We start from the raw sequence: 21,061 nt of genomic DNA, 5'->3' as shown, positions 1-21,061 counted from the left end.
GGGTTCTCGGGTGGTTGGTCGGCGGACGACCGGGTGCGGCTGGGAGGATGTCGATGCCCGCCACGGAGCGCGGCCGACCGCTGTCGCCTGTCGCGGGGTGAAGGAGCGCGTCGACGGGGAGGAGACAGCTGCGGATGGCCCGGGAGGATGCCGACGCGCCGGCCGGGCGGACCTGGCGGGCTACGGAGCCGGGCGGGTTGACGGTCGTGCCACGCCAACCCGCCCCAGACACCGGCAGTGTCGCTTTCCCCGGTCTGTGGTTCGGCGTGCTCGGGCCGTTGGAGGTGCGTAGCGACGGTCGCCCACTGGCGCTGCGGGGGCCGCGAGAACGTGCGTTGCTGGGCCTGTTGCTGGCGGAACGTAATCGGGCTGTTTCGGTCTCGCGGCTGGTTGACGGAATTTGGGGGGCGGTGCCGCCGCCGACGGCCGAAAAGACGCTGCAGAGCCATATTTCCCGATTGCGTCGTCTTCTGGAGCCGGAACGCCCGCCAGCGGGTTGGACAGTACTGGTGACGGTGCCTTCCGGGTACAGCCTGCGGGCCGACTTGACTGCCCTTGACTCGGCATTGTTCGAACAACTCGTGGAACAGGCGCGGCGGGCTTTTGCGGTCGGTGCTCCTGAACTTGCCCGCGCTCGGTTCCGGCGGGCGCTGGGATTGTGGCGGGGGGACGCGTACGAGGATCTTCTCGACCTCGAGTTCGCGGCGGCGGAAAGGGACCGGCTTGTCGAACTGCGGCTGGCCGCGGTAGCGGATCAGATCGACGCCGAGTTCGCACTCGGCCGGTCGGCGGCAGTATTCGGTGAGCTGCAGCGGTTGGTTGCCGCCCATCCGTTGCGGGAGCGATTCCGTAGCCAGCTGATGATCGCGCTGTACGAATCGGGCCGCCAGGCCGACGCGCTGGAGGCCTACCGGTCGGCGCGGGCCCGGCTGGTGGCGGAGATCGGCGTGGAGCCGGGCCGGCAGCTTCGAGCGTTGAACGCGGCCATTCTCGAGGAGCAGCCCAGCCTGCTCCCGGACATCGTGCAACCGCAGCGCCTTCCGGCGGCGTTGGGTGTCGATCGCCGTGCATTGATCGGTCGGGACGTGGAGATGCGCTGGCTCGAGCGCGTCTGGGACTGCGTCCTCGACGACCGCGGTGAGGTTGTCGTCGTCCGCGGCGAGCCAGGAATGGGTGTCCGCCGCCTCGTCGCCGAGTTCGCCCGCCGGGTCGCGGGCCGGGGTGCCGCGGTCGTCCTCGGACCGATCGACACCGGGACTCTGACGGGGATCGCACAGGAGCGCCCCGTGCTCATGGTCGTCGACGTCGACGACGACCAGCCGGACACCAGCCCGGGCTGGGCCGCGGTGCAGGCCTCCGCGGTCGCGCGCCTGCCGGTGCTCGTTGTCGTCACCGCCCGACCCGGCGACGGCCCGCCGGAGGTACGGCCCGGCGGGTTCGACGTCGGCGCGCAGTCGGTCCTGCAGCTCGGCCCGCTCGGGTCGGCTCAGGTCACCGAGATAGTGGCTGGCTACGTCGGTGCAGGCGAGGTGCCGGCCGCGACCGCGGCTGTGATCGAATCCTCCGGCGGCGTCCCGGCCCGGGTGCACGCGGATGCGGCCGACTGGGCGGCCGTCCGAGCCGGCGAACGGGTCGGTCAGCGGGCGGCGCGGGTCGCGACCGATCGATACGACCTGGCCGAGTCGGAACGCGCGATGGTGTCTGACGTGCTCGACCTGCAGCGGGTTAGGCGTCGTCGTGGCGTCGCCGGTCCGGCCGGATCCGTCGGCGGCACAGGAGCCTCGGGCGGCCCGAGCGCGTCGGGCAGCTCAGCTGGCGGCGCCGGCTCGGGTGATGCGGCCGACTTCGGCGCTCCGGTCGGCGCGCCGGGGACGGTTGTCTGCCCGTACAAGGGGCTGGCGCGTTTTGACGAGCAGGACGCTGCCTATTTCTTTGGCCGGGAGCGGCTGATCGCGCAGCTCGTGACCCGCTGCGTCGCGGCACCGCTGCTGGCGGTGGTGGGTGCGTCGGGAAGCGGGAAATCGTCGGTCGTGCGCGCTGGACTGGTGCCGGCGATCCGCTCCGGCGTACTGCCGGGAAGCGACCGATGGCGGATCCGGCTGCTGCGGGCCGGCACCGTCGAGGCGACCTCGCTGGACGTCGACATGGACCTCGATGGCGATGGCGACGGCGCCGGTGGCAACGAGCTGCTCATTCTGGATCAGTTCGAGGAAGTGTTCACCACACGGTCGCAGGACAGCCAGACCCGTTTGATCGACCAGCTGGTCGACACGCTGGAACGGGGCGACGGCCGGCTGCGCGTCGTTCTCACCGTGCGGGCCGACTACTACGGCCGGTTCGCCGCCCACCCGACGCTTGCCCGCCTGGTCGCTGACAACAGCGTGCTCGTCGGTCCGATGGTCGTCGACGAGTTGCGGCGCGCGATCGAGGAACCCGCGCTGGTCGCCGGGCTGGAACTCGAGGAGGGGCTCACGGCGGCGGTACTGGCCGACGCCCGTCAGGAGCCTGGCGTGTTGCCGCTGTTGTCGACGGCGCTGCTGGCGACGTGGGAAGGGCGCGACGGCCGGACGTTGCGCGTAGCCACCTACCGTGAGGCCGGCGGTGTGGCCGGAACGCTGACCAGGCTTGCCGACGGTATGTACGAGAGCCTCGACGCCGCTGGTCAGGCGATCGTGCGGCAGCTGTTTCTGCGCCTCGCGACGCTGGGCGAGGACGGCGACGATCTGCGGCGTCGCGCGCCACGCTCCGAGCTGGTAGGCAGCGCGCCGGTCGAGGCCGTTCTCACGGTGCTGATCGCGCGACGGCTGGTCATCGCCGCGGACGACACGGTCGAGGTCGCGCACGAGGCGTTGCTAAGGGAGTGGCCCCGGCTGCGGGGTTGGCTCGAGACAGACCGCGACGGCCGCCGGGTGCACCGCGAACTGAGCGGGGCAGCCGTGGCGTGGGACGCCGGCGGGCGGAACCCGGCCGACCTTTACGGCGGTCCCCGGCTGGCCGCCGCACAGGACTGGGCCGCGGCCCACCCACGCGACGCCAACCCCCTGGAGGAGGAGTTCCTCGCGGCCGCTGGTGCCGCCCGGGATCGGGCGGCACAGGTCGCTCGACGGACCACCCAGTGGCTGCGGACGCTCGCCGCCGGGTTGGCCGTGCTCCTGGTGGTCGCGCTGATCGCGACAGGGGTGGCCGTCGGGCAGCGGCACAGGGCCACGCTGCAGGCCGATCGGGCACACAGCGAAGCGGAGCTGGCGCGGGCGAGCCGGCTCGCGGCGGTCACCCGCACCCTTGGCCCCGACCAGATCGACCTTGCCCTGCTGCTGGGCGTCGAGAGCTACCGGCAACAGCCCACGGTCGAGACCGAGGGAAATCTCGAGACCGCGCTCGTCCACACCCCGCCCGGCCTCACTCAGCTGATCCGTTTCAGGTCGCCGAGTTTCTACCCGTCGGTGAGCCCGGACGGACGACTGCTGGCCTCGCCCGGCCAGGACGGCACGGTCGACCTGTGGGATCTGCAGGCCGGCCGGCTGCTGCGCACGTTCACCTGGCCCACCGCACGCCAGGTCGCCATGTTCAGCTCGGACGGGAAGCTGCTCACCGCCGGGGGGAACGACGGGACCGTCGTCGTCTGGGACGCCGTCACCGGACGGCAGGTCGGGGCACCGGTCAAGGTCGCCGGCGGCTTCGTGTACGGCGAGTTCGACCCCACTGACCCATCTCGCCTTTTCGCTGTCAGCGACACCGGCGAGGTCGCCATCTGGGACCGGGCCATCCCGGACCGGCCGGTGCAGCTCGGGCCGCCGCTGCGGTTCACGCCGCGGGCCGGCGCGCTCCCGGTGGCGGTCGTCAGCGCTGACGGCCGTCGCCTGGCGGCCGGGACGTCGTCCCCCGACAGCTCGACGCGGGTGTGGGATCTGGGCTCCCGCACCGTGATACGGGACCTTCCCGGCCTCACCGGATCCTTCAGCCCGGACGGCCGATCGCTGGCTACCGCGTCCGACGGTCGGGTCGAGGTGTGGGACGTCGCCTCCGGAGACCGGCGGGGCGTGCCGCTGACGGGACTGACCGGAGCGTTGCCAGGAATCCTCTTCAGTCCGGATGGGCAGCTCGTGGCCGCCGGCGACGGAGGCAACGTCGTCCGGGTGTTCGACCTGGCCTCGGGACTGCAGATCGGCGCTTCCCTCGCCCTGCACACTGGCGGTCCGGCGCTCCCCACCGCCTTTCTTCCCGACGGCCGGGTCGTCACCAGTGGGCCGCACGAGGCCGCGGTCTGGCAGGTGGGTCGTACGACGCCGCCGATCGGCCTGGTGCTCGGAGGCCATCAGGGTCTGACGTTCGGCACGTTCGTCCCGGGTGGCCAGGAGGTTGTCACCCGCGGCATCTCCGACAGCGGGCTACGGCGATGGGACGCCGGCACCGGAAGGGAACTCGGCCGGCTGCTCGACGGCCGGGTCCAGGCACCCGTGACGTTCAGCCCCGACGGCCGTCTGCTCGCCACGGCCGGTGCCGACGACAACCAGCTCGCGCTGTGGGACGCGCGCACCGGCGAACGACTCGCCGGACTCGACGGAACCCGCGGCGGACGACGCAGCTACGCGGACTGGAGCCCGGCCGGAGACCGGATCGTGACCGGCGCCGACGGGTCGGTGCGGATCTGGGACGTCAGCGACCCCCGCCATCCGGCATCGGTCGAGCAGCTGGACCCGGACGGCGAGCCCCATCCGGGCACCCCGGACAGCCAGTGGCCGGTTTTCAGCCATGACGGGCAGTGGATCGCGGTCCATGACTTTCCGGGTCACACGATGACGGTGTTCGACGCGGCGTCAGGTCGCAAACAGTGGTCGACATCGGCGCCCGTGGCGGACCTGGCGGGAATCGCCTTCGCGCCGGACGACAAGACTCTCGCGATCAGCTACGGCGCCCGGGTCGGTGGTCGAGTCTCGTTCCACGACACCGGGACCGGGCACGTGGAGCGGACCCTGCAGATCCCGAGTGGAGGCGGAATTGAGTTCCTCCGGGGTGGCAGTGTCGTGATGACAACGGGCGATTCGGCTGGTAGCAGCGCTGCGCAGTTGTGGGACGCGGCCACCTTCGCACCGATCGGGGAGCCGCTGCCGCAACCCGAACCGGGCGCGTACTTCATCTCCCGTGACGCCGAGGGCACCCGAGCGGTGGCTGGCTCGCAGAACTCGTTCGCGGTGATCTGGGACGTCGACACCGCACGGTGGCAGACGGTCGCCTGCGGAATCGCTGGACGCAACCTCACCCGGGCGGAATGGGATCAGTACTTTCCCAACCGGCCGTACAGGCAGACCTGTCCGCAGTGGCCGGCGGGTTCATGACGGACGGCGGGCGTCGCGACGCGGGGAGGTGCGGGGCAGTAGCTGGATGATCGCCTCGCGCACCGCCGGGACGATCTCTCGTGCCCACCTGCTCAGCGCAACGTCCGTCCCGGTCCCGTCGTCGACCGGAAAGCAGATGAAACCGGCGGCTCCATGTTCCAGGACGGCCGATGTCAGCTCATCCACCCACTGATCCACCGATCCGCCGAACCAGCGGCCGGAATCGTCGCGGAAAGCGGGCAACGGCGAGGCTGTGATGCGGCCCTGCACGTTGTAGATGGTCGCGACGTCCGCCGGCTTCCGGCCGGCCGCTGCGGCCGCCTCGTCGATGAGCGGGCGCGACTCGGCGAACCGTGAGCTGAGCCAGTCGGCGGCATGGCCGGGAATCCACCCGTCGGCCAGCCTTCCGGTGACGGCCAATGACTGTGAACCTACCGAGCCCGTCCAGATCGCGGGTGTCGGGGAGAGCGAAGGAACCAGGTCGGTCACCCGGTGGAATTCGCCCTCGAAGGTCACTGGATCGCCGCCGCCGGTCAATGCCCGCACCAGGGTGATGGTTTCCGCCATGGCACGCACGGCCCGCGCCGGTGCCAGCGGTTCGACGCCCAGTTTCACGATCTCCGACCAGAGTCCGCCCGCTCCGACCCCCAGGACGACCCGGCCGCCCGAGAGCGCGGACAACGCGCTGATCGTGCGCGCCAGCATCGGCGCGGGGCGGCTCGGAGTGTTGGTGACGTTCACCGCGCCGGTGATGGACGTCGTCCGGCCGAGGACGACGCCGAGCGCGGCGTAAGCGTCCAGCCTGTCGGCCAGGTACGGATGGTCGGAAAGCGTGACCAGGTCGAGCCCGTCCCGGTCGGCCTGCGTCGCGTGCGCGAGCAAAGCGTCCACCTCGCCGACCCCGGTCTCGAGTCCGAACCCGAACAGCACGTCGCGGTCCTGCACGGCGTTCTCCCCTCCTGCGTTCTGCCTACGCTGGTCGCGGAGCGCGGGTGCCGCCCGCACCGGCACGCCGGGTGACGATCGCCGGCAGCCGGGCGCCGCAGCGACTGTGGCGCGCCTCCCCGAGCACCATGGCAACCGGCGCGACGCCCACCAAGACCGCGCCGAGGCTGGTAGCGGCAGGGCCACGCTCCGGTGTTCGGCGGACGCCGGCTTCGCGGGCCAGCGTGGTCATTTCGCCGGGGTGCGGAAGCTGATGAACGGTTCGGCCCCAACCCGTCCGTCAGTGCCCGACCGTTTGGTCAGTGCCCGACCGTTTGCTTGAAGGGGTCGTGTTCGGCGAGAAACCGCTCCAGGCGGGCCTGGTCAACCCGGCTGATGACCGCGGACGCCTCCTGTTGGTCACGAACGCATTTGGCGAGCGTGAACGTGGACGTGATGATATACAGCATGCCGAGCAGGAGAAATCCGCGTATCCACGCATCCCCCGGGAGATGGGCGATTGCGTAGGTGACCGCGACCACCGAGATGCCGAAGGAAAGTGCGGCCTGCACCATGAACGCGGTCGTGGTCCTGGGGGCGAGGGGCTTGGAATGGGTCATGGGCCCAGTCTCGGCTCGTTGGAGCCGGCTGGCCTGAGTAACCGTACTCATCTCGAACCTGGACTTTCTGCCACACTTGCCGGGTGCGGATGTCGCGAGGACCGGACCGGTTTCGCGCGGCGGAAGGTGTGCGTGGCGCGCTGTGGCGATCGCTCGCCGTCTTCCGCCTGGTGGCGGCGGCCTACGCCGTCGCGACGGTCGGGCTCGATCTGGGCCAGACGCCGCACCCGGGGCGTGGCCTCGCCTGGTTCGGTGTGCTGGCGGTCTGGTCGGTTGTCATGTCGTGGCTCGCGCCGGCGGCCGACGGGTGGCGGCCGTGGCGGCGGTATGGCCTGGTTGTGGCCGATGTCGTGGTCTGTGTTGCCATGATGCTGACGTGCGGTGTGGTGAGCCCGGCCGGGTCCACGGACGTCCTGCCCGCGCTGTGGACGGCGAGCGGCGTGTTCAGCGCCGCGCTGGCCGGCGGAACCGCGGGCGGGGCCGCCGGCGGTTCGGCACTGGCCGTGGCCTCCTTCGTCGCCAGCGGTTCGGTGAGCGACTCCTCAGTCAGGCCGGCGGTCCTGTTCGTCGTGTCGGGAATCGTCGTCGGCTATCTGAGCCGGACTGCCATTCGCGCCGAGTCCGCGCTGGCCGACGTGCTGGCGGCGCGGGCCGGGGACGCCGAGCGGGAGCGTCTCGCCCGAGGCGTCCACGACAGCGTGCTCCAGGTTCTGTCGTTGATCGCGCGCGAGGCGCAGCGCGGTATGGCGGCGGCCGACGTCGCCAGGCTCGCCGCCGCCCAGGAATCGGCGCTGCGTGATCTCCTACGTACCCCCGGAACCTCTCAGCCCGTCGAGCTGGGACGTCCGACCGGACGCGAGACGGGACCAGGCCGCAAGGATGCGGCAGGCCGCAGGGGTGCAGGCCGTGGGGGTGGATCGGCGCGGCTCGCCCGTCCCGAAGCGGATCTTGAGCCACTGCTGACGGGTCTGGCGCGGATGTCACGTTCGACGACCGCGGCGGGACGGGTGATCCCGCCCGGCCCTGCCTTGTCCGGGATGATCTCCGGCCCGTCGGCCGAGGACATGCCGGCGGTCGTGACGGTCTCCACCCCGGGCGCGCCGGTACCGCTACCGGCGGATCACGCCGACGAGGTTGTCGCCGCCGTCCGAGCTGCGTTGAACAACGTGGCCACGCACGCCGGACCCGGAGCCTCGGCGTGGCTGCTGCTCGAGGACGACGGCGACTCGGTGACCGTGACCGTCCGCGACGACGGGATCGGCATCGAACCTGGACGGGCCGAGCAGGCTGCCGCGGAGGGCCGGCTCGGTCTCGCGGTCTCCGTTTGCGGACGGATCCGGGATCTCGGTGGCGACGTCGTCGTCACCGGCCGTCCCGGCCAGGGGACGGAGGTCGAGCTTCGTGTCCCGCGGTGACGATGACGACGGAGTCCCCGGGGTTGACGAGTCCAACGGGGCGCGTCGCGGCGGCCGCGTGGTCGTCGTAGACGACCATCCGCTGTGGCGCGAGGCGCTGAGCCGGGACATCGCCGAAGCGGGCTTCGTGGTCGTCGGTACCGCGGGCTCCGTCGCGCAGGCGCTGCGCGTGCTCGCGGCGACCCGGCCTGAGATCGTCGTCCTGGATCTGGGACTGCCCGATGGCTCGGGCGTCGAGGTGATACGCGCCCTGGTCGGCTCGGCTGAGTCTCCATATCCACTCACCGGTGCTCCGGCTTCGGTGCTCGTTGTGTCCGCTTCCGGGGAGCAGGCCGATGTGCTGGAAGCGGTCAAGGCCGGAGCTTCCGGGTACCTGCTCAAGTCGGCCCGTCCTGAGGAGCTTGTCGACGCGGTCCGTCGCACGGCACGGGGGGTTGCGGTCTTCACCGCCGGGCTGGCGGCGCTCGTCCTCGGCGAGAACTCCCGGGCGGCGCGGAACTCCGGCTCACGTTCGGGTCCCGGCTCGTCTACGGCTCCACGGCTGACCGCACGGGAGGTCGAGGTGCTCAGACTGGTGGCGAAGGGCCTGTCCGCCCGGGATGCCGCCCGCCAGCTGGGTGTGTCGCACCGGACGGTCCAGAACCACGTTCACAACGTGCTCGGGAAGCTCCAACTCCGCAACCGCGTCGAGCTGACCCGCTTCGCCGTCCGGGAGGGCTACGACGACGCCTCCTGAGCCAGGATGCTGCCTGCGCCCGGAGACCGGGGAAACCCGGCAGGATTTCTATCTACGGTGACAAGAGGGCTGAAATTTGATCAGTCCCTGAACTTCTGTCGTTCAGTCCTTGTATTGCATGATGGGCATCACCGTATTCGGCGACTTCGAAGACGAGGGCTTCTTCGTCAGGGCTTGCGTTGTCGCTCAATGCGGGTTCTCTCCTCGCGGTGATGGGCTTCGAATTCCAACGCCCTGTCTTCGAATCAACAGTCGAGCCGGGACATGCCGAGGCGCAACGCCTCGGCGGACCTGTCAAGTTCGTCGCGATCGCGCAGGCGCCAGTCCGCGTCCAGGCGGAAGCTGTCACCGGTGAACCGCGGGAAAACGTGCAGGTGGACGTGGAAGATCTCCTGGAAGGCGGCCTCGCCGTCAGCGAGGAACAGGTTGACGCCTTCGCACCGCAGGCCTGATCGACGCAATGCGCGGCCGAGTCGGTGGGCGACCAGCCAGACCTGCGTGCCCACTCGCTCGTCGAGATCCTCCAGCCCCACGGCGTGTGCCTTCGGTATGACCAGGAGGTGCCCTGGCGTTACCGGCCGGTGATCCATGAAGGCCAGGGCGGTGTCGTCCTCATGGATGATGCTCGCGGCGGTTCCACGGTGGACAATCGCGCAGAACACGCATTCGCTGTCGTCTACCTGGCATCCCACCTCGCTGCCTCCGGCCACGCACGCAGTGTGCCGCATACGCCTGCTTAGCTGTAACGAGTTGGGAAAGAAGTCCTGCGGGGGATAATCCTGAGCGGTCTCCAGGGTCCTCTGGAGCGGCGACTATGGTCGATGCGACGGCGCCTCGGCCCGACCTGGCAGGCGTCTCGCGAGCGAGCGGAGGAGCCCGCGAATGCTGACCATCTCGCCCAGCCACCGCGATCTGCTGGCGAAGCCCCACACGGTCACCTTCGCCACGGTCGGTGCCGACGGGCAGCCCCAGGTCACCGCCATCTGGGCGATGCTGGACGGCGACGTCGTACGCACATCGCTGTCCAGGAGCCGCCAGAAGTACCGGAACCTGCTGGCGCATCCGAAGGTGACGTTGTTCGTCGTGGATCCGCAGAATCCCTTCCGGACCCTGGAGATCCGCGCCGCCGCGGAGATCACGGAAGACCCCGGCCTGGAGTTCCTCAGCCGCCTTCTCGGCTTCTACGGCAGCGACCTGGAGACCTTCGAGGGGCCCAGGGAGGACCGGGTTGTGATCACGCTCAATCCCACCCGGATCGTCGAGCTCGGGTAGCGCCCGGCCGGACAGGTCCGGTCCCCGCCGCATGCGTCACCTTGACCATCCTCGAGCTGCCGGGTGAGCCCTCGCCGGTGCCGGGCGACGCTACCGCAGACCGGGTCAGCCGGGCGTGGCGGCGGCGGTGCCCGAGTAGTCGGCCTCGCCGTTGGCGTTGCTCGATCGGACCTTGAACTCGTAGGTGTGGCTGTTGGTGAGCTGGGTGACGGTGCTGCAGGTGTCGGTGACGGGGTAGGGGACCCGGTACCAGCCTTCGCCGGTGGTGACGTCCCGGTGGTACATGACGTAGCCGGTGGCGTTCGGCGCGGGATTCCAGCAGATCCGGGCGGAGCCGTTCCCGGGGGCCGCGGTGAGCCCGGTGGCCGGTGGCGGGATCGTGCCGGCCGGCCGTGCCTGCACCGTCCCTGAGTAGTCGGCCTCGCCGTTGGCGTTGCTCGATCGGACCTTGAACTCGTAGGTGTGGCTGTTGGTGAGCTGGGTGACGGTGCTGCAGGTGTCGGTGACGGGGTAGGGGACCCGGTACCAGCCTTCGCCGGTGGTGACGTCCCGGTGGTACATGACGTAGCCGGTGGCGTTCGGCGCGGGATTCCAGCAGATCCGGGCGGAGCCGTTCCCGGGGGCCGCGGTGAGCCCGGTGGCCGGTGGCGGGATCGTGCCGGCCGGCCGTGCCTGCACCGTCCCTGAGTAGTCGGCCTCGCCGTTGGCGTTGCTCGATCGGACCTTGAACTCGTAGGTGTGGCTGTTGGTGAGCTGGGTGACGGTGCTGCAGGTGTCGGTGACGGGGTAGGGGACCCGGTACCAGCCTTCGCCGGTGGTGACGTCCCGGTGGTACATGACGTAGCCGGTGGCGTTCGGCGCGGGATTCCAGCAGATCCGGGCTCGGCCGTCACCGGGCTCAGCGGTGAGCCCGGCGGCCGGCGGCGGAATCACCCGTTCGGCGGAACCGGCCTCGGGGCGGGCCGGGCCGGGGCGCGACGCCGACGAGGGCGGAGGCTGCGCCGGCGGCTGAGTCGAGGTGAGTGGGGGAGATGGCGACGCCGAGCCGGGCCGCGACGTCCCGGGAGAACCCGGCGCGGACGCATCACCTCTCCCGGTAGGAGCGCGCTCCGGCGTGGCGGGGCTGTCCGAGAGGTCCGCGGCCGCGGTCGCCGCGCCGGGTGGGCCGCCCGCCGGGTGAGCCTGCGCCGCGTTGGTGTTCCCGGCGTCGACGGCGAACAGCGCGCCCGTCGCCGCGACGGCCAGCACCGCCACCGGCAGAGCGCACCAGCGGCGGAACCCGCGGCCCGCGTCACCGAGGAGAAGGGCACCGGCTCGCCGTATCCGGTCACCGGTGAGGATGGCCAACCGAAACCGCAGGTTGTCGTTTCGCGGCGGGGGATTCGGCTCCATGGACGCCTTTCCGACACCAGTCAGGCCTCGTGACGAACGCGGTCATCGGAGATCCGGGCGGTCCCCACCAGCGCTGTCGGCCAGGTCCGAAACAGGGCACCGCGCGGGCGAGCCGCCAGCGGTGATCCTACGGCCGTTCACGCGGACAATCATCCGTCGGCGGCGCGACCCTCTTCCCCGGTATCCGGATATCCGCCGCGCCCGGCCGCGTCGTTGGGACATGATGGAATCGGCCCGCGGCGGCACCAAGGCACCGCCCGCGCGGGCCGCGGAGCCCGAGAGGGCCGCGGCCGTCCGGCCGGAGTAAAGCCGCCTGGTCGGATGCGGCTGTCCGGTCGGAATACGGAGCCTGAGCGAGCTGCGGGGTGTGAGCTGACTGGGGATGCTGTGGTTTCCGACCCGCACGGGACGATGGATCGTCTGGTCGCCGGCCGTTACCGACTCGCGGAGCGACTCGGCGCCGGCGCGTACGGGACGGTGTGGCGTGCGGTGGACGAGCTGCTCGACGTCAACGTCGCGGTCAAGGAGATACGGCTCCACGCCGCGGTGACCGACCCGGAGTCGAGTGGCCTGCTCGCGCGGGTGGTCCACGAGGCGAAGGTCGTCGCCCTGCTGCGCGACCACCCCAACGTGGTGACCGTCCTCGACGTCGTCCACGAGGGTGACCTGCCGTGGATCGTGATGGAGTGGGTCCCGTCGCGCTCGCTCGCGGAAGTCGTCGGGCAGCAGGGGCCGCTTGCCCCCGGGGACGTCGCCCGGGTCGGCCTGGCGGTTCTGAACGCTCTCGTCGCGGCGCACGCGGCCGGAATCGTGCACCGGGACGTCAAGCCCGCGAACATTCTCCTGGGCGACGACGGCCGGATCGTTCTTGTCGACTTCGGCGTGGCCGTCCTGGAATCACATTCCACGGTCACTCAGAGCCCGCTCGGAACGCTCGCCTACATGGCGCCCGAGCGTTTCTCCGGAGCCCGCGCAATGGCGGCCAGCGACCTGTTCTCCCTCGGCGCCACCCTCTACACGGTGGCGGAGGGAGTCTCGCCGTTCGCCCGGGAGACCGAGGCCGCGACGGTGGCCGCCGTGCTCTCCCACGAACCGGAATCGCCCCGACGGGCAGGGCCACTCGGCGCGACGATCCTCTCCCTGCTCGACAAGGATCCCCGCGTCCGGCTGGGCGCGGAGGACGCACACGAGGCGCTGGTCGCAGTGCTCGCGGCCCCCGCCGGTGCTGTTCCTTCTCCCGCACGCGGGACGGCGAGCCGCTCTGCCGTCGTCCTGCCCGTCGAACGTGCACACCCCGCCCGACCCGCCGAGTCTGTCGACGCCCCGACGGGGCTGGCGGGGCCGACGGGGGAGGGCGGCACGGTCGAGTACGGGGAGTCGCGTCTCGGGCGGGCCATCGGCGTCGGCCTGGCCGTGGGCTCCGCGGTCGGGGCGGCTGTCCCCTGGATGGTCCAGGGTTTCGTCGACCTGCCGGCCTGGGCGCTCGTACCGGCCGCGCTCTGGTCGGTCGTGTTCGCGGTCTGGACGGCTGCCCTGACTCCTCCGATCGCCCGGCCCGGCCTGTTGACCGTCGGCCCGGACGGGATCAGGTGCCGGCGGTTTCCCGACGATCTACGTCTGCCGTGGAGTGAGATCGCCGACGCGCGTGTTCACAACAACGTGCTGGAGATCGAACGTCGAGGGAGCCCCGGCCGGCCTGTGGAGATCTGCCGGCTGTGGGAGTTTCACGGCACCTCGGCAGGCGAGATCGAGGCGGCGCTGAGCGCCTGCCGCCGGCAGGCCCCGACGCACTGACCAGGTGCGCAGGGGTCGGTTCGAGCCGTCCGCGGGGGCGGTGCGACTTCCCGGGAAGCTCTGAGGATTCGCACAGCCGGTTCTCAGGGTCCGGGCACATCGTCCGAGGCTATGAGCCTCACACTGGAACGGGAACCGGAGCCGGGACTGAAACCGGAACCGGGGGCGGTTCGTGGGCGGTGGTCCGCGCCGGCCCGGCTGCCGGCGCTCGGGGTGCGCGTCGGGCTGGTGACCTGGGGCGTCGTGGTCGTGGCCATGTGGTGGTTCGACACCTCGGCGTCGAGCCTTCACGGCGGCGGCCTGCTCCTGACGGCGCTCGGACGGGTCGCCGGGCTGCTGGCCGCCTACCTGATGCTGGTGCAGCTCCTGCTCATGGCGCGGGTGCCGGGGCTCGAACGCGCGGTCGGGTTCGATCGGCTGGCGGCCTGGCACCGCGGCCTGGGGACGAACGTCGTGCTGCTGATGGCCGTCCACGTCCTGATGGTGGTGTGGGGGTATGGCCTGACCGCGCATCATCAGCCGCTGTCCGAACTGGTCACGGTGATCATGACCTACCCGGAGATGTGGAAGGCGACCGCGGGCGCGCTGCTGTTCGTCACTGTCGGAGTGGCCAGCGCCCGCGCGCTGCGGCGGCACGTCTCCTATGAGATCTGGTACCTGCTGCATCTGAGCGCCTACGTGGCTGTGCTCCTCGTGTACTCCCATCAGACGGCTACCGGCGCGGACTTCGTCGGGCATCCCGTCAACACGCTGCTGTGGCAGGGGATGTACGTCGCGGTGGCGGCCTGCCTGGTGATCTGGCGTCTGGTCCTGCCGATCGCGGCGGTCGTCCGGCATCGGATGACCGTGGAGCGGGTGGTCGCCGAGGCGCCCGGTGTGGTCTCCGTGTGGATTCGTGGCCGTGACCTGGATCGTCTCGGCGCCCGGCCGGGGCAGTTCCTGCTCTGGCGGTTCGCCGCCCGGGGGCATGCCGTCACCGCCCACCCGTACTCGCTGTCCGCGCCGGCGCAGCCGCACCGCCTGCGCATCACCGTCAAGGACGCGGGCGACCACTCCCGCGCGATCGCCCACCTGCGCCCGGGGACGCTGGTCGTCGCGGAGGGTCCGTTCGGGCACTTCACCGCGGAGCGCGCCACCCGGGGCCGGGCGCTGCTCGTCGGTGGCGGCAGCGGCATCGCCCCGATCCGCGCGCTCGCCGAGGATCTCGCCGGCCGCGGCGACGACGTCGTGGTGGTGCACCGCGCGAGCAGGGCGACCGACCTCGCGCTGCGGAGCGAGTTCGACGAGCTGGCCGATCACCGGCTGGCCGCCGGTTGGCCGGCTGCCGATGGGCCGGCCGTCGGTCGGGTGGTGGTCCACCGTGTGGTCGGGTCCCGGCGCGAGCTCGGCCACGATCCGCTGGCCGCCCGCTATCTCGCCGCCGCCGTGCCGGACGTCGCCGATCGGGACGTCTTCGTCTGCGGGCCCGCCGGCATGACGCTCGCGGTCGTCCGGGCCCTGCGCGAGCTCGGCCTGTCCGAGGAGCAGATCCACACCGAGGAGTTCACGCTGAGATGAACGAGAACGCGGGCAGGCCCTACCGGGCGCGTCTCGGCTTCGCCGCACTGCTGGGGACGGTTGTCCTCGTCGTCGGGGCGAAGTCGGCGACGGGCATCGGCGCGCATCCCTCCACCCTCGCCGTGACACCGGCGACGACCAGCACCAGCACCAGCACGGGAACGGGTTCGGGTACCGGCACGGGTTCGACGAGCGGGACCACCACGCGGACGGTGACCGGCGACGCCGTCGACACTCGGTACGGCCTCGTGCAGGTCCAGGTCGTCCTCACCGGCAGCAAGATCACCGATGTGGTGACGGTGCAGCTGCCGGACCGGGAGCGGCGCGACCGGGAGATCAACGACCAGGCCGTGCCCCTGCTGCGCCAGGAGGTGCTCGACGTCCAGAGCGCCCAGATCGACGTCGTCTCCGGCGCGTCCTACACCAGCCAGGGGTACGCCCAGTCCGTCCAGTCGGCCCTGGACGCCGCCGGTGTCTAGGGCCGGCGCCGGCCAGGACGCGCGCCCGTCGCGCCCGTTGCACCCGTCGCGCCCGTCGCGACCGGGGCGCAGCCACGCCGAACCGGTGATGGGCACGGTTGTCAGCATCGACGTCCGCTCGCCGCTCGACGCGGTCGGCCTGGACGCGGCGATCGGTGCCGCGGTCCGTGTGCTGCATCGGGTCGACGAGGATTTCAGCACGTTCCGGGCGACGTCCTGGGTGTCGCGGCTGCGCCGCGGCGAGATCGAGCTCGGCGACTGTCCGGATCACGTCCGCGAGGTGTACCGGGCGGCCGCCGAATGCCGGGAGCAGACCGGGGGATGGTTCGACCCCGCCTGGCGCGGGGACGGCACGCTGGACCCGACCGGGCTGGTCAAGGGCTGGGCGGCCGACGCCGCGTCGACGGCCCTGACCGCCGCGGGTGCCCCGAGCCACTGCGTCAGCGCCGCCGGTGACCTGCGGGTGCGGGGCACCTCGGGGTGGGCGCCGGGACGTCCATGGCGGATCGGGATCGCCGATCCGTTCGACCGGGCCAGGCTGGTCGCCGTGGTGGAGGGCACCGAGCTGGCCGTCGCGACCTCGGGGGTCGCCGAGCGGGGCGCGCACGTCGTCGACCCGCGTACCGGCGCCCCGGCGACGGGCCTCGCCTCGGTCACCCTCGTGGGCGCCGACCTCGTGGGTGCCGACGCCACGCTCGCGGACGGGTTCGCCACCGCCGCCCTCGCCGCCGGGCCGGAGGCGCCGGCCCTGCTCACCCACCTCGCCCGCCGGGGATGGGAGTGGCTGACGGTCGACACCACCGGGCGGCTCACGCACTCCGCCGGCTTCCCGGGCCAGGCCACCACGACCGCCGCGGGGCCGGTCGCCGAGACAGCCCCGCGGCCGGCCGTCCGAGCGACAGCCCCGCGGCCGGCCGTCCGAGCGACAGCCCCGAGGCCAGCCGTGCGAGCGACCGCCCCGAGGCCGGCCGCCGGACGTCCCGACGGGAGATGACACTGACGGGAGGTGACACTGAGCGGATGGAGCGTCCCGTCCGGGTCCTCGTCGTTGACGACGAGGAGGCGATCACCGATCTCGTCGCCATGGCGCTGCGCTACGAGGGCTTCGACGTGAGCGCCGCGCACTCGGGGCAGGCGGCGCTCACGCAGGTCTCGCGGGAGCCGCCCGACCTGCTCGTGCTGGACGTCATGCTGCCCGACATCGACGGCTTCGCCGTCTGCCAGCGGCTGCGCAACGCCGGGCGGGACGTGCCGACGCTGTTCCTGACCGCTCGCGACACCACCGAGGACAAGGTGCACGGGCTGACGCTCGGCGGCGACGACTACGTCACGAAGCCGTTCGTGGTCAGTGAACTGGTCGCCCGGGTCCGGGCGATCCTGCGCCGGGCCGGAATGGCCGACGGCGCGCCGGAGCCGCTGCGCTTCGCCGATCTCGAGCTGGACCCGGAGACCCGCGAGGTGCGCCGGGCCGGGCGCCTCGTCGAGCTGACCGTCACCGAGTACCGGCTGCTGCACTACCTGCTGGTCAACGCCCGCAAGGTGCTGACCCGGGCCCAACTCCTCGACCACGTCTGGGGGCACGACTTCGGCGGTGACGCCCGGGTCCTGGAGACCTACGTCAGCTATCTGCGCCGCAAGATCGACGACGCCCCGCCGGCGCTGATCCACACGGTGCGCGGGGTTGGCTACGTGCTGCGCCTGCCGCGGTGAGACGTCCGGCCCTGCCCCGGCGCGTCCTGCACCGCGTCCTGCACCGGCGCGTCCTGCGTCGGCATCTCGTGTCCTCGCGGGTGGTCTCTTTGCGGGCACGGTTGCTGTTGGCCCTGGTCGGCCTGCTGGCGCTCGGCCTGGTGCTCGGCGCGTTCGGCACCCAGAACGCCGTCGAGTCGTACCTGCTCGGCCGGCTGGACCGGCAGGTGCGCGACGCCCACCCAGTGATGGAACAGACCTTGCTCGGCGGCGACACGGACCACATGCCGTACCACCACGACGCCGACGACCGGGCGCCGCGGTTCGGCACCGCGTTCCTCGTCGGCACCTACGGGGCGCTGTACGACAGCGCCGGCCGGCGAGTGGCCGAGACCAGCCCCGGCCCGAACGGCCCCGCGGCACCGACCCGGCGCCCGGCCGTCACCCAGAGCATGCTCGCTGCCGCCCCGGTGCAGCCCGACCTGGCGACCGCCCCCCTGTGGACGGTCCCCGCCGAAGGCGGCGGGGACAGGTTCAGGCTGCTCGCCGAGTGCTTCGGCAACGGAGACGTTCTGGTCGTCGCGGTGCCCTTCGCCGAGATGGAGACCACTCTCGACAACGTCACCAGGATCGAGCTCATCGTGAGCGCGGCGATGCTGGTGGTGCTCGCCGCGCTGGCCTACGTCATCATCCGCCTCGGGCTGCGCCCGCTGACCCGCATCGAACACACCGCGGGCATGATCGCGGACGGCGACCTGACTCAACGGGTCACCGACACGGACCGCGGTACCGAGGTGGGGCGTCTCGGGCTGGCCTTCAACACGATGCTCACCGAGATCGAGGCGTCTTTCCGCGCCCGGGAGGCCTCCGAGCGGCGCCTGCGACGCTTCGTCGGGGACGCCAGCCACGAACTGCGCACCCCGCTGACGTCGATCCGCGGCTACGCCGAGATGTTCCGCAGGGGAGCGGCAAGCCGACCCGAGGACCTGGCGATGGTCATGCGGCGCATCGAGGAGGAGTCGGCCCGGATGAGCGAGCTGGTCGACGACCTGCTGCTGCTCGCCCGCCTCGACCACCAGCCCGACCTCGAGCGTGAACCCGTCGACCTGGCGGCCATGCTCCGTGACATCGCCGCCGACGCCCGCGCCGTCAGCCCGGGACGGACGATCGAGGTCGACGCCCCGCCGATCCTCGAGGTGACGGGGGACGAGGGACGCCTGCGCCAGGCCGTCGGGAACCTCGTCCGCAACGCGCTCGTCCACACCCCGCCCGAGGCGACGGTCTCCCTCACCGCCCGCGACGCCGACACGGACGCGGATGGCGACGGCGACGCCGACGGCGATGCGGCGGCCGGTGCGGCGGATGACGACCGGGAGGTCGTCATCTCGGTGATCGACCATGGACCCGGAGTCCCCGCTGACGCCGTCGACCACGTCTTCGAGCGGTTCTACCGCGCCGACTCCGGCCGCTCCCGCGACGCCGGCGGGACGGGGCTGGGCCTGTCCATTGTCGAGGCCGTCGCCGCCGCGCACGGCGGACGGGCCGAGCACCGGCCGACACCGGGCGGCGGCGCCACGTTCCGGCTCGTCCTGCCCCGCCCCGATCCCTCTTCGTCATGAGCTGGATCGGCTCCGTTCACCGCGACCCGCCAGGCTGATCTCGGCGCGGCCGGCCGGGATCCGTCCGGCGGGCGGGACTTGCCGTGCTGGTGAGGTCTCTCGGAGCTCGTGGAGGATGTGTGGTCACCTCGGCGGTCGTCATCACGGGAGCGGCATCCGGGATCGGGCGGGCGTGCGCGGAGCTGTTCGCCGCGCGGGGGTTCGGCGTGGTCGCCGTGGACGTCGACGAGGTCGGCCTGGCGGCGCTGACCCGAGCACAGTCGCGCGCCCCGCGGCCCGCCGTGGCCCCGGCGGATCCCCGGACCGCGGAGGATCCCCGGACCGCGGCGGATGCCGGTGCCGTGACGGGTGCGGACTCCCGGCCGGCGGGCGGGCCGGAGCCGCGGATCGTCCCGATGGTCGGGGACGTCTCGGTCGAGGAGACCGGGGCCGCCATGGCGGAGCTGGCGCTCGCGAGCTTCGGGCGGCTGGACGTCGCGGTGCTCAACGCCGGGATCGGCACGACGCTGCCGTGGGAGGCCCCGGGCGCGATCGACCGGCTGGACCGGATCCTCGCCGTCAACGTGCGGGGCGTCGCGATCGGGATCCGTTCGGTGGTCCCCGCGCTCCGGGCGGGCGGTGGCGGCTCAATCGTCGTGACCGCCTCCAGCGGCGGGTTGCAGAGCGAACCGGGGAACTGGGCGTACAACGCGTCCAAGGCGGCTGTGATCAACATGGTGCGGGCCGCGGCGCTCGACCACGCCGCCCAGAACATCCGGATCAACGCCGTCGCCCCCGGCCTGACCGAGACGGCGCTGACCGCGCGCCACCGCACCGACCCGGGGTCCACCGCGGCGGTGAGCCGCCGCATTCCGATGGGGCGCTGGGGGCAGCCGGGCGAGCTGGCCTCGGCCGTCTGGTTCCTGGCCTCCGCCGAGTCGTCCTACATCACCGGAACGACGCTGGTCGCCGACGGGGGCCTGACCGCGCACCACGGGGTCGTGCCTCTACCGGCTCCGGAGGTCGCGCTGCCGTCTCCGGAAATCTGACCCGGAACGTACGAAATTACGACTCGCCCGCATCAGGGGCCTGTCAACAGGTCTGGGTGGTGCCCGGACGAACGCGGGGACCATTTCCAACTTGATGCTCGCGCAACTTCTTCCCGGTTCACGGGTCGAATTCCTGCGCCGAGATGAGCACGTCACCCACTCTCCGTGTCATCGCTCTCGGCCATCGTGGCGGGGCGGTCACGGTGATGGGACGGTCCATTAAAGAGGAACGCGCCTGCGCGCGTGATACGCCGTCTACGGAGGATCTTCAAGGATTTAATAGGCAATGTGGTGCTCGTCACAGAGCCTTGGCAATTGTTGGTCTGTTGTGTGTAACGTCTGCGCCGTGCTTTCGTTCAGGAAAGCGCGCACCGGGCGACACGCCGAATCCTGCCCCGCCCGGTGAACAACAAACCTCAGGGCGGGAGCGGGGGAACCAACCTTCGGGCGTCGATCACAGACGTCCTCGGGGTGAAGTCGCGTAGCGCGACCGGGTAAATCCCAGCCCGAACCCGACAGCTAACTTCGCAGGCGTGGGGAGGGGCATCACTTTGTCCGTTATGGCTTCGCGTGCTCGTAAGACCAGTCGTTCCATCCGCCGCGGCCGTGCGCTGCTTGTCGCACCGCTCCTCGCCGCCACGATCGGCGGCGGAATCGCGATGTCACAGCCCGCCAGTGCCGCGGGTCGGCCGGACGCACACCGCTTCCTGAGCGCGGTTGTGCCCTGCGAGTCCGGCGGTAACCCCCGCGTGGTCAACTCGATCGGCGCGGGCGGCCTGTTCCAGTTCCTGCCAGGCACCTGGCACGGCGTCGGTGGGCAGGGCCTCCCGCAGAACGCAAGCGTCGCCGAGCAGTGGAAGCGCGCGCACATCCTGTACGCGCAGCAGGGAACCAGCCCGTGGTACGCCTCGAAGAGCTGCTGGGGCCCCAAGCTCTGACCCAGCCCCCAGGCTCTGGCGCGGCCCGTCGAATGGCTCTGACGCGGCCCGTCGAATGGAGCAGACAAGTGACGGACCAGCCTGGCTGAGCCCTGGCTGAGCGCGACAGATGGTCCGCGGAACGCGATCGGTGGCCCGGGTGTCAGTGTCGACACCCGGGCCACCGGCGTTTCGGTGCCACCGGCCGCGTCGCACGAGCGCGAGGAAGCACGAGCGCGAGCGCGAGGAAAAGAGACCTGCCGTACGCTGAACAGTCGTCCGC

16 protein-coding genes and 1 riboswitch are annotated in these 21,061 nt (G+C 71.6%); of the genes, 12 read left to right on the top strand and 4 right to left on the bottom strand.

Going from position 1 to position 21,061, the window contains the following annotated elements; translation table 11 throughout:
• The first annotated feature begins 134 nt into the window (after positions 1 to 134).
• Entirely contained in the window at positions 135 to 5,336 is a 5,202-nt protein-coding gene (locus tag FRANEAN1_RS37595) for a BTAD domain-containing putative transcriptional regulator (RefSeq protein ID WP_020464008.1), read from the top strand.
• On the opposite strand, the gene FRANEAN1_RS32920 is transcribed toward FRANEAN1_RS37595, so the two are convergent.
• Together FRANEAN1_RS32920 and FRANEAN1_RS32915 are read right to left on the bottom strand one after the other, a co-directional pair.
• Positions 5,331 to 6,281 (bottom strand): LLM class flavin-dependent oxidoreductase, encoded by a 951-nt coding sequence (locus FRANEAN1_RS32920; protein ID WP_020464007.1) that lies wholly within the window; start codon positions 6,279 to 6,281, stop codon positions 5,331 to 5,333. The two genes, FRANEAN1_RS37595 and FRANEAN1_RS32920, sit on opposite strands and share 6 nt — an antisense overlap.
• Positions 6,282 to 6,580: 299 nt before the next feature.
• Positions 6,581 to 6,880: a YiaA/YiaB family inner membrane protein gene (locus FRANEAN1_RS32915; protein ID WP_041255044.1), complete on the bottom strand. Its 300-nt coding sequence runs from the start codon at positions 6,878 to 6,880 to the stop codon at positions 6,581 to 6,583.
• Positions 6,881 to 7,008: 128 nt separating this feature from the next.
• On the opposite strand from FRANEAN1_RS32915, the gene FRANEAN1_RS32910 reads away from it, so the two are divergent.
• Positions 7,009 to 8,295, top strand: a complete 1,287-nt coding sequence (locus FRANEAN1_RS32910; RefSeq protein WP_347176852.1) for a DUF5931 domain-containing protein — start codon at positions 7,009 to 7,011, stop codon at positions 8,293 to 8,295.
• The gene (locus FRANEAN1_RS32905) at positions 8,282 to 9,031 is read left to right on the top strand and encodes a response regulator transcription factor (RefSeq protein WP_020464004.1); all 750 of its coding nucleotides are present in this window, start codon (positions 8,282 to 8,284) and stop codon (positions 9,029 to 9,031) included. Before FRANEAN1_RS32910 ends, FRANEAN1_RS32905 begins: the two co-directional genes overlap by 14 nt.
• A gap of 245 nt (positions 9,032 to 9,276) precedes the next feature.
• Here FRANEAN1_RS32905 and FRANEAN1_RS32900 read toward each other — a convergent pair whose 3' ends face one another.
• Positions 9,277 to 9,723 carry an HIT family protein gene (locus tag FRANEAN1_RS32900; RefSeq protein ID WP_020464003.1) on the bottom strand — a complete coding sequence of 149 codons (447 nt, stop codon included), beginning with the start codon at positions 9,721 to 9,723 and terminating at the stop codon, positions 9,277 to 9,279.
• Positions 9,724 to 9,913: 190 nt separating this feature from the next.
• Between FRANEAN1_RS32900 and FRANEAN1_RS32895 the strand changes: the two genes are divergently transcribed.
• Positions 9,914 to 10,303 carry a PPOX class F420-dependent oxidoreductase gene (locus FRANEAN1_RS32895; RefSeq protein WP_020464002.1) on the top strand — a complete coding sequence of 130 codons (390 nt, stop codon included), beginning with the start codon at positions 9,914 to 9,916 and terminating at the stop codon, positions 10,301 to 10,303.
• Positions 10,304 to 10,408: 105 nt separating this feature from the next.
• Here the strand turns inward: FRANEAN1_RS32895 and FRANEAN1_RS32890 are convergent, their stop codons facing one another.
• Complete coding sequence (locus FRANEAN1_RS32890; RefSeq protein ID WP_020464001.1) at positions 10,409 to 11,695, bottom strand: fibronectin type III domain-containing protein; 1,287 nt, start codon at positions 11,693 to 11,695, stop codon at positions 10,409 to 10,411.
• A gap of 411 nt (positions 11,696 to 12,106) precedes the next feature.
• On the opposite strand from FRANEAN1_RS32890, the gene FRANEAN1_RS37590 reads away from it, so the two are divergent.
• From FRANEAN1_RS37590 to FRANEAN1_RS32850, 8 genes are all read left to right on the top strand, one after another.
• A complete protein-coding gene (locus FRANEAN1_RS37590) occupies positions 12,107 to 13,489 on the top strand; it encodes a serine/threonine-protein kinase (protein ID WP_198145401.1) in 1,383 nt (460 codons plus the stop codon).
• A gap of 111 nt (positions 13,490 to 13,600) precedes the next feature.
• Complete coding sequence (locus FRANEAN1_RS32880) at positions 13,601 to 15,046, top strand: ferredoxin reductase family protein (RefSeq protein WP_020463999.1); 1,446 nt, start codon at positions 13,601 to 13,603, stop codon at positions 15,044 to 15,046.
• Positions 15,043 to 15,525 carry an FMN-binding protein gene (locus FRANEAN1_RS42665; protein WP_020463998.1) on the top strand — a complete coding sequence of 161 codons (483 nt, stop codon included), beginning with the start codon at positions 15,043 to 15,045 and terminating at the stop codon, positions 15,523 to 15,525. The genes FRANEAN1_RS32880 and FRANEAN1_RS42665 overlap by 4 nt, the downstream gene beginning before the upstream one ends.
• An 88-nt stretch (positions 15,526 to 15,613) precedes the next feature.
• Positions 15,614 to 16,519 (top strand): FAD:protein FMN transferase, encoded by a 906-nt coding sequence (locus FRANEAN1_RS32870; protein ID WP_041255042.1) that lies wholly within the window; start codon positions 15,614 to 15,616, stop codon positions 16,517 to 16,519.
• A 26-nt stretch (positions 16,520 to 16,545) separates the two neighbouring features.
• Positions 16,546 to 17,235: a response regulator transcription factor gene (locus tag FRANEAN1_RS32865; protein ID WP_020463996.1), complete on the top strand. Its 690-nt coding sequence runs from the start codon at positions 16,546 to 16,548 to the stop codon at positions 17,233 to 17,235.
• Positions 17,232 to 18,833 (top strand): HAMP domain-containing sensor histidine kinase, encoded by a 1,602-nt coding sequence (locus tag FRANEAN1_RS32860; protein WP_347176851.1) that lies wholly within the window; start codon positions 17,232 to 17,234, stop codon positions 18,831 to 18,833. The genes FRANEAN1_RS32865 and FRANEAN1_RS32860 overlap by 4 nt, the downstream gene beginning before the upstream one ends.
• Positions 18,834 to 18,952: 119 nt before the next feature.
• Positions 18,953 to 19,861 carry an SDR family oxidoreductase gene (locus FRANEAN1_RS32855; RefSeq protein WP_020463994.1) on the top strand — a complete coding sequence of 303 codons (909 nt, stop codon included), beginning with the start codon at positions 18,953 to 18,955 and terminating at the stop codon, positions 19,859 to 19,861.
• A 371-nt stretch (positions 19,862 to 20,232) separates the two neighbouring features.
• Positions 20,233 to 20,409, top strand: a riboswitch (cyclic di-AMP (ydaO/yuaA leader).
• Between the two features lie 12 nt (positions 20,410 to 20,421).
• Positions 20,422 to 20,799 carry a transglycosylase family protein gene (locus FRANEAN1_RS32850; RefSeq protein ID WP_041255041.1) on the top strand — a complete coding sequence of 126 codons (378 nt, stop codon included), beginning with the start codon at positions 20,422 to 20,424 and terminating at the stop codon, positions 20,797 to 20,799.
• The last annotated feature ends 262 nt before the right edge of the window (positions 20,800 to 21,061 follow it).

Source organism: Parafrankia sp. EAN1pec (assembly GCF_000018005.1).
Lineage (GTDB): Bacteria > Actinomycetota > Actinomycetes > Frankiales > Frankiaceae > Parafrankia > Parafrankia soli.
The sequence above is the reverse complement of the archived record's forward strand: the minus strand, read 5'-3'. Positions and strand labels throughout refer to the sequence as shown.

Excerpts from the sequence above, each read along its gene's own strand:
- FRANEAN1_RS37595 (WP_020464008.1), top strand. The coding sequence starts at position 135 with ATGGCCCGGGAGGATGCCGACGCGCCGGCCGGGCGGACCTGGCGGGCT.
- FRANEAN1_RS32915 (WP_041255044.1), bottom strand. The coding sequence starts at position 6,880 with ATGACCCATTCCAAGCCCCTCGCCCCCAGGACCACGACCGCGTTCATG.
- FRANEAN1_RS32895 (WP_020464002.1), top strand. The coding sequence starts at position 9,914 with ATGCTGACCATCTCGCCCAGCCACCGCGATCTGCTGGCGAAGCCCCAC.
- FRANEAN1_RS32890 (WP_020464001.1), bottom strand. The coding sequence starts at position 11,695 with ATGGAGCCGAATCCCCCGCCGCGAAACGACAACCTGCGGTTTCGGTTG.
- FRANEAN1_RS37590 (WP_198145401.1), top strand. The coding sequence starts at position 12,107 with ATGGATCGTCTGGTCGCCGGCCGTTACCGACTCGCGGAGCGACTCGGC.
- FRANEAN1_RS32880 (WP_020463999.1), top strand. The coding sequence starts at position 13,601 with ATGAGCCTCACACTGGAACGGGAACCGGAGCCGGGACTGAAACCGGAA.
- FRANEAN1_RS42665 (WP_020463998.1), top strand. The coding sequence starts at position 15,043 with ATGAACGAGAACGCGGGCAGGCCCTACCGGGCGCGTCTCGGCTTCGCC.
- FRANEAN1_RS32870 (WP_041255042.1), top strand. The coding sequence starts at position 15,614 with ATGGGCACGGTTGTCAGCATCGACGTCCGCTCGCCGCTCGACGCGGTC.
- FRANEAN1_RS32865 (WP_020463996.1), top strand. The coding sequence starts at position 16,546 with ATGGAGCGTCCCGTCCGGGTCCTCGTCGTTGACGACGAGGAGGCGATC.
- FRANEAN1_RS32850 (WP_041255041.1), top strand. The coding sequence starts at position 20,422 with ATGGCTTCGCGTGCTCGTAAGACCAGTCGTTCCATCCGCCGCGGCCGT.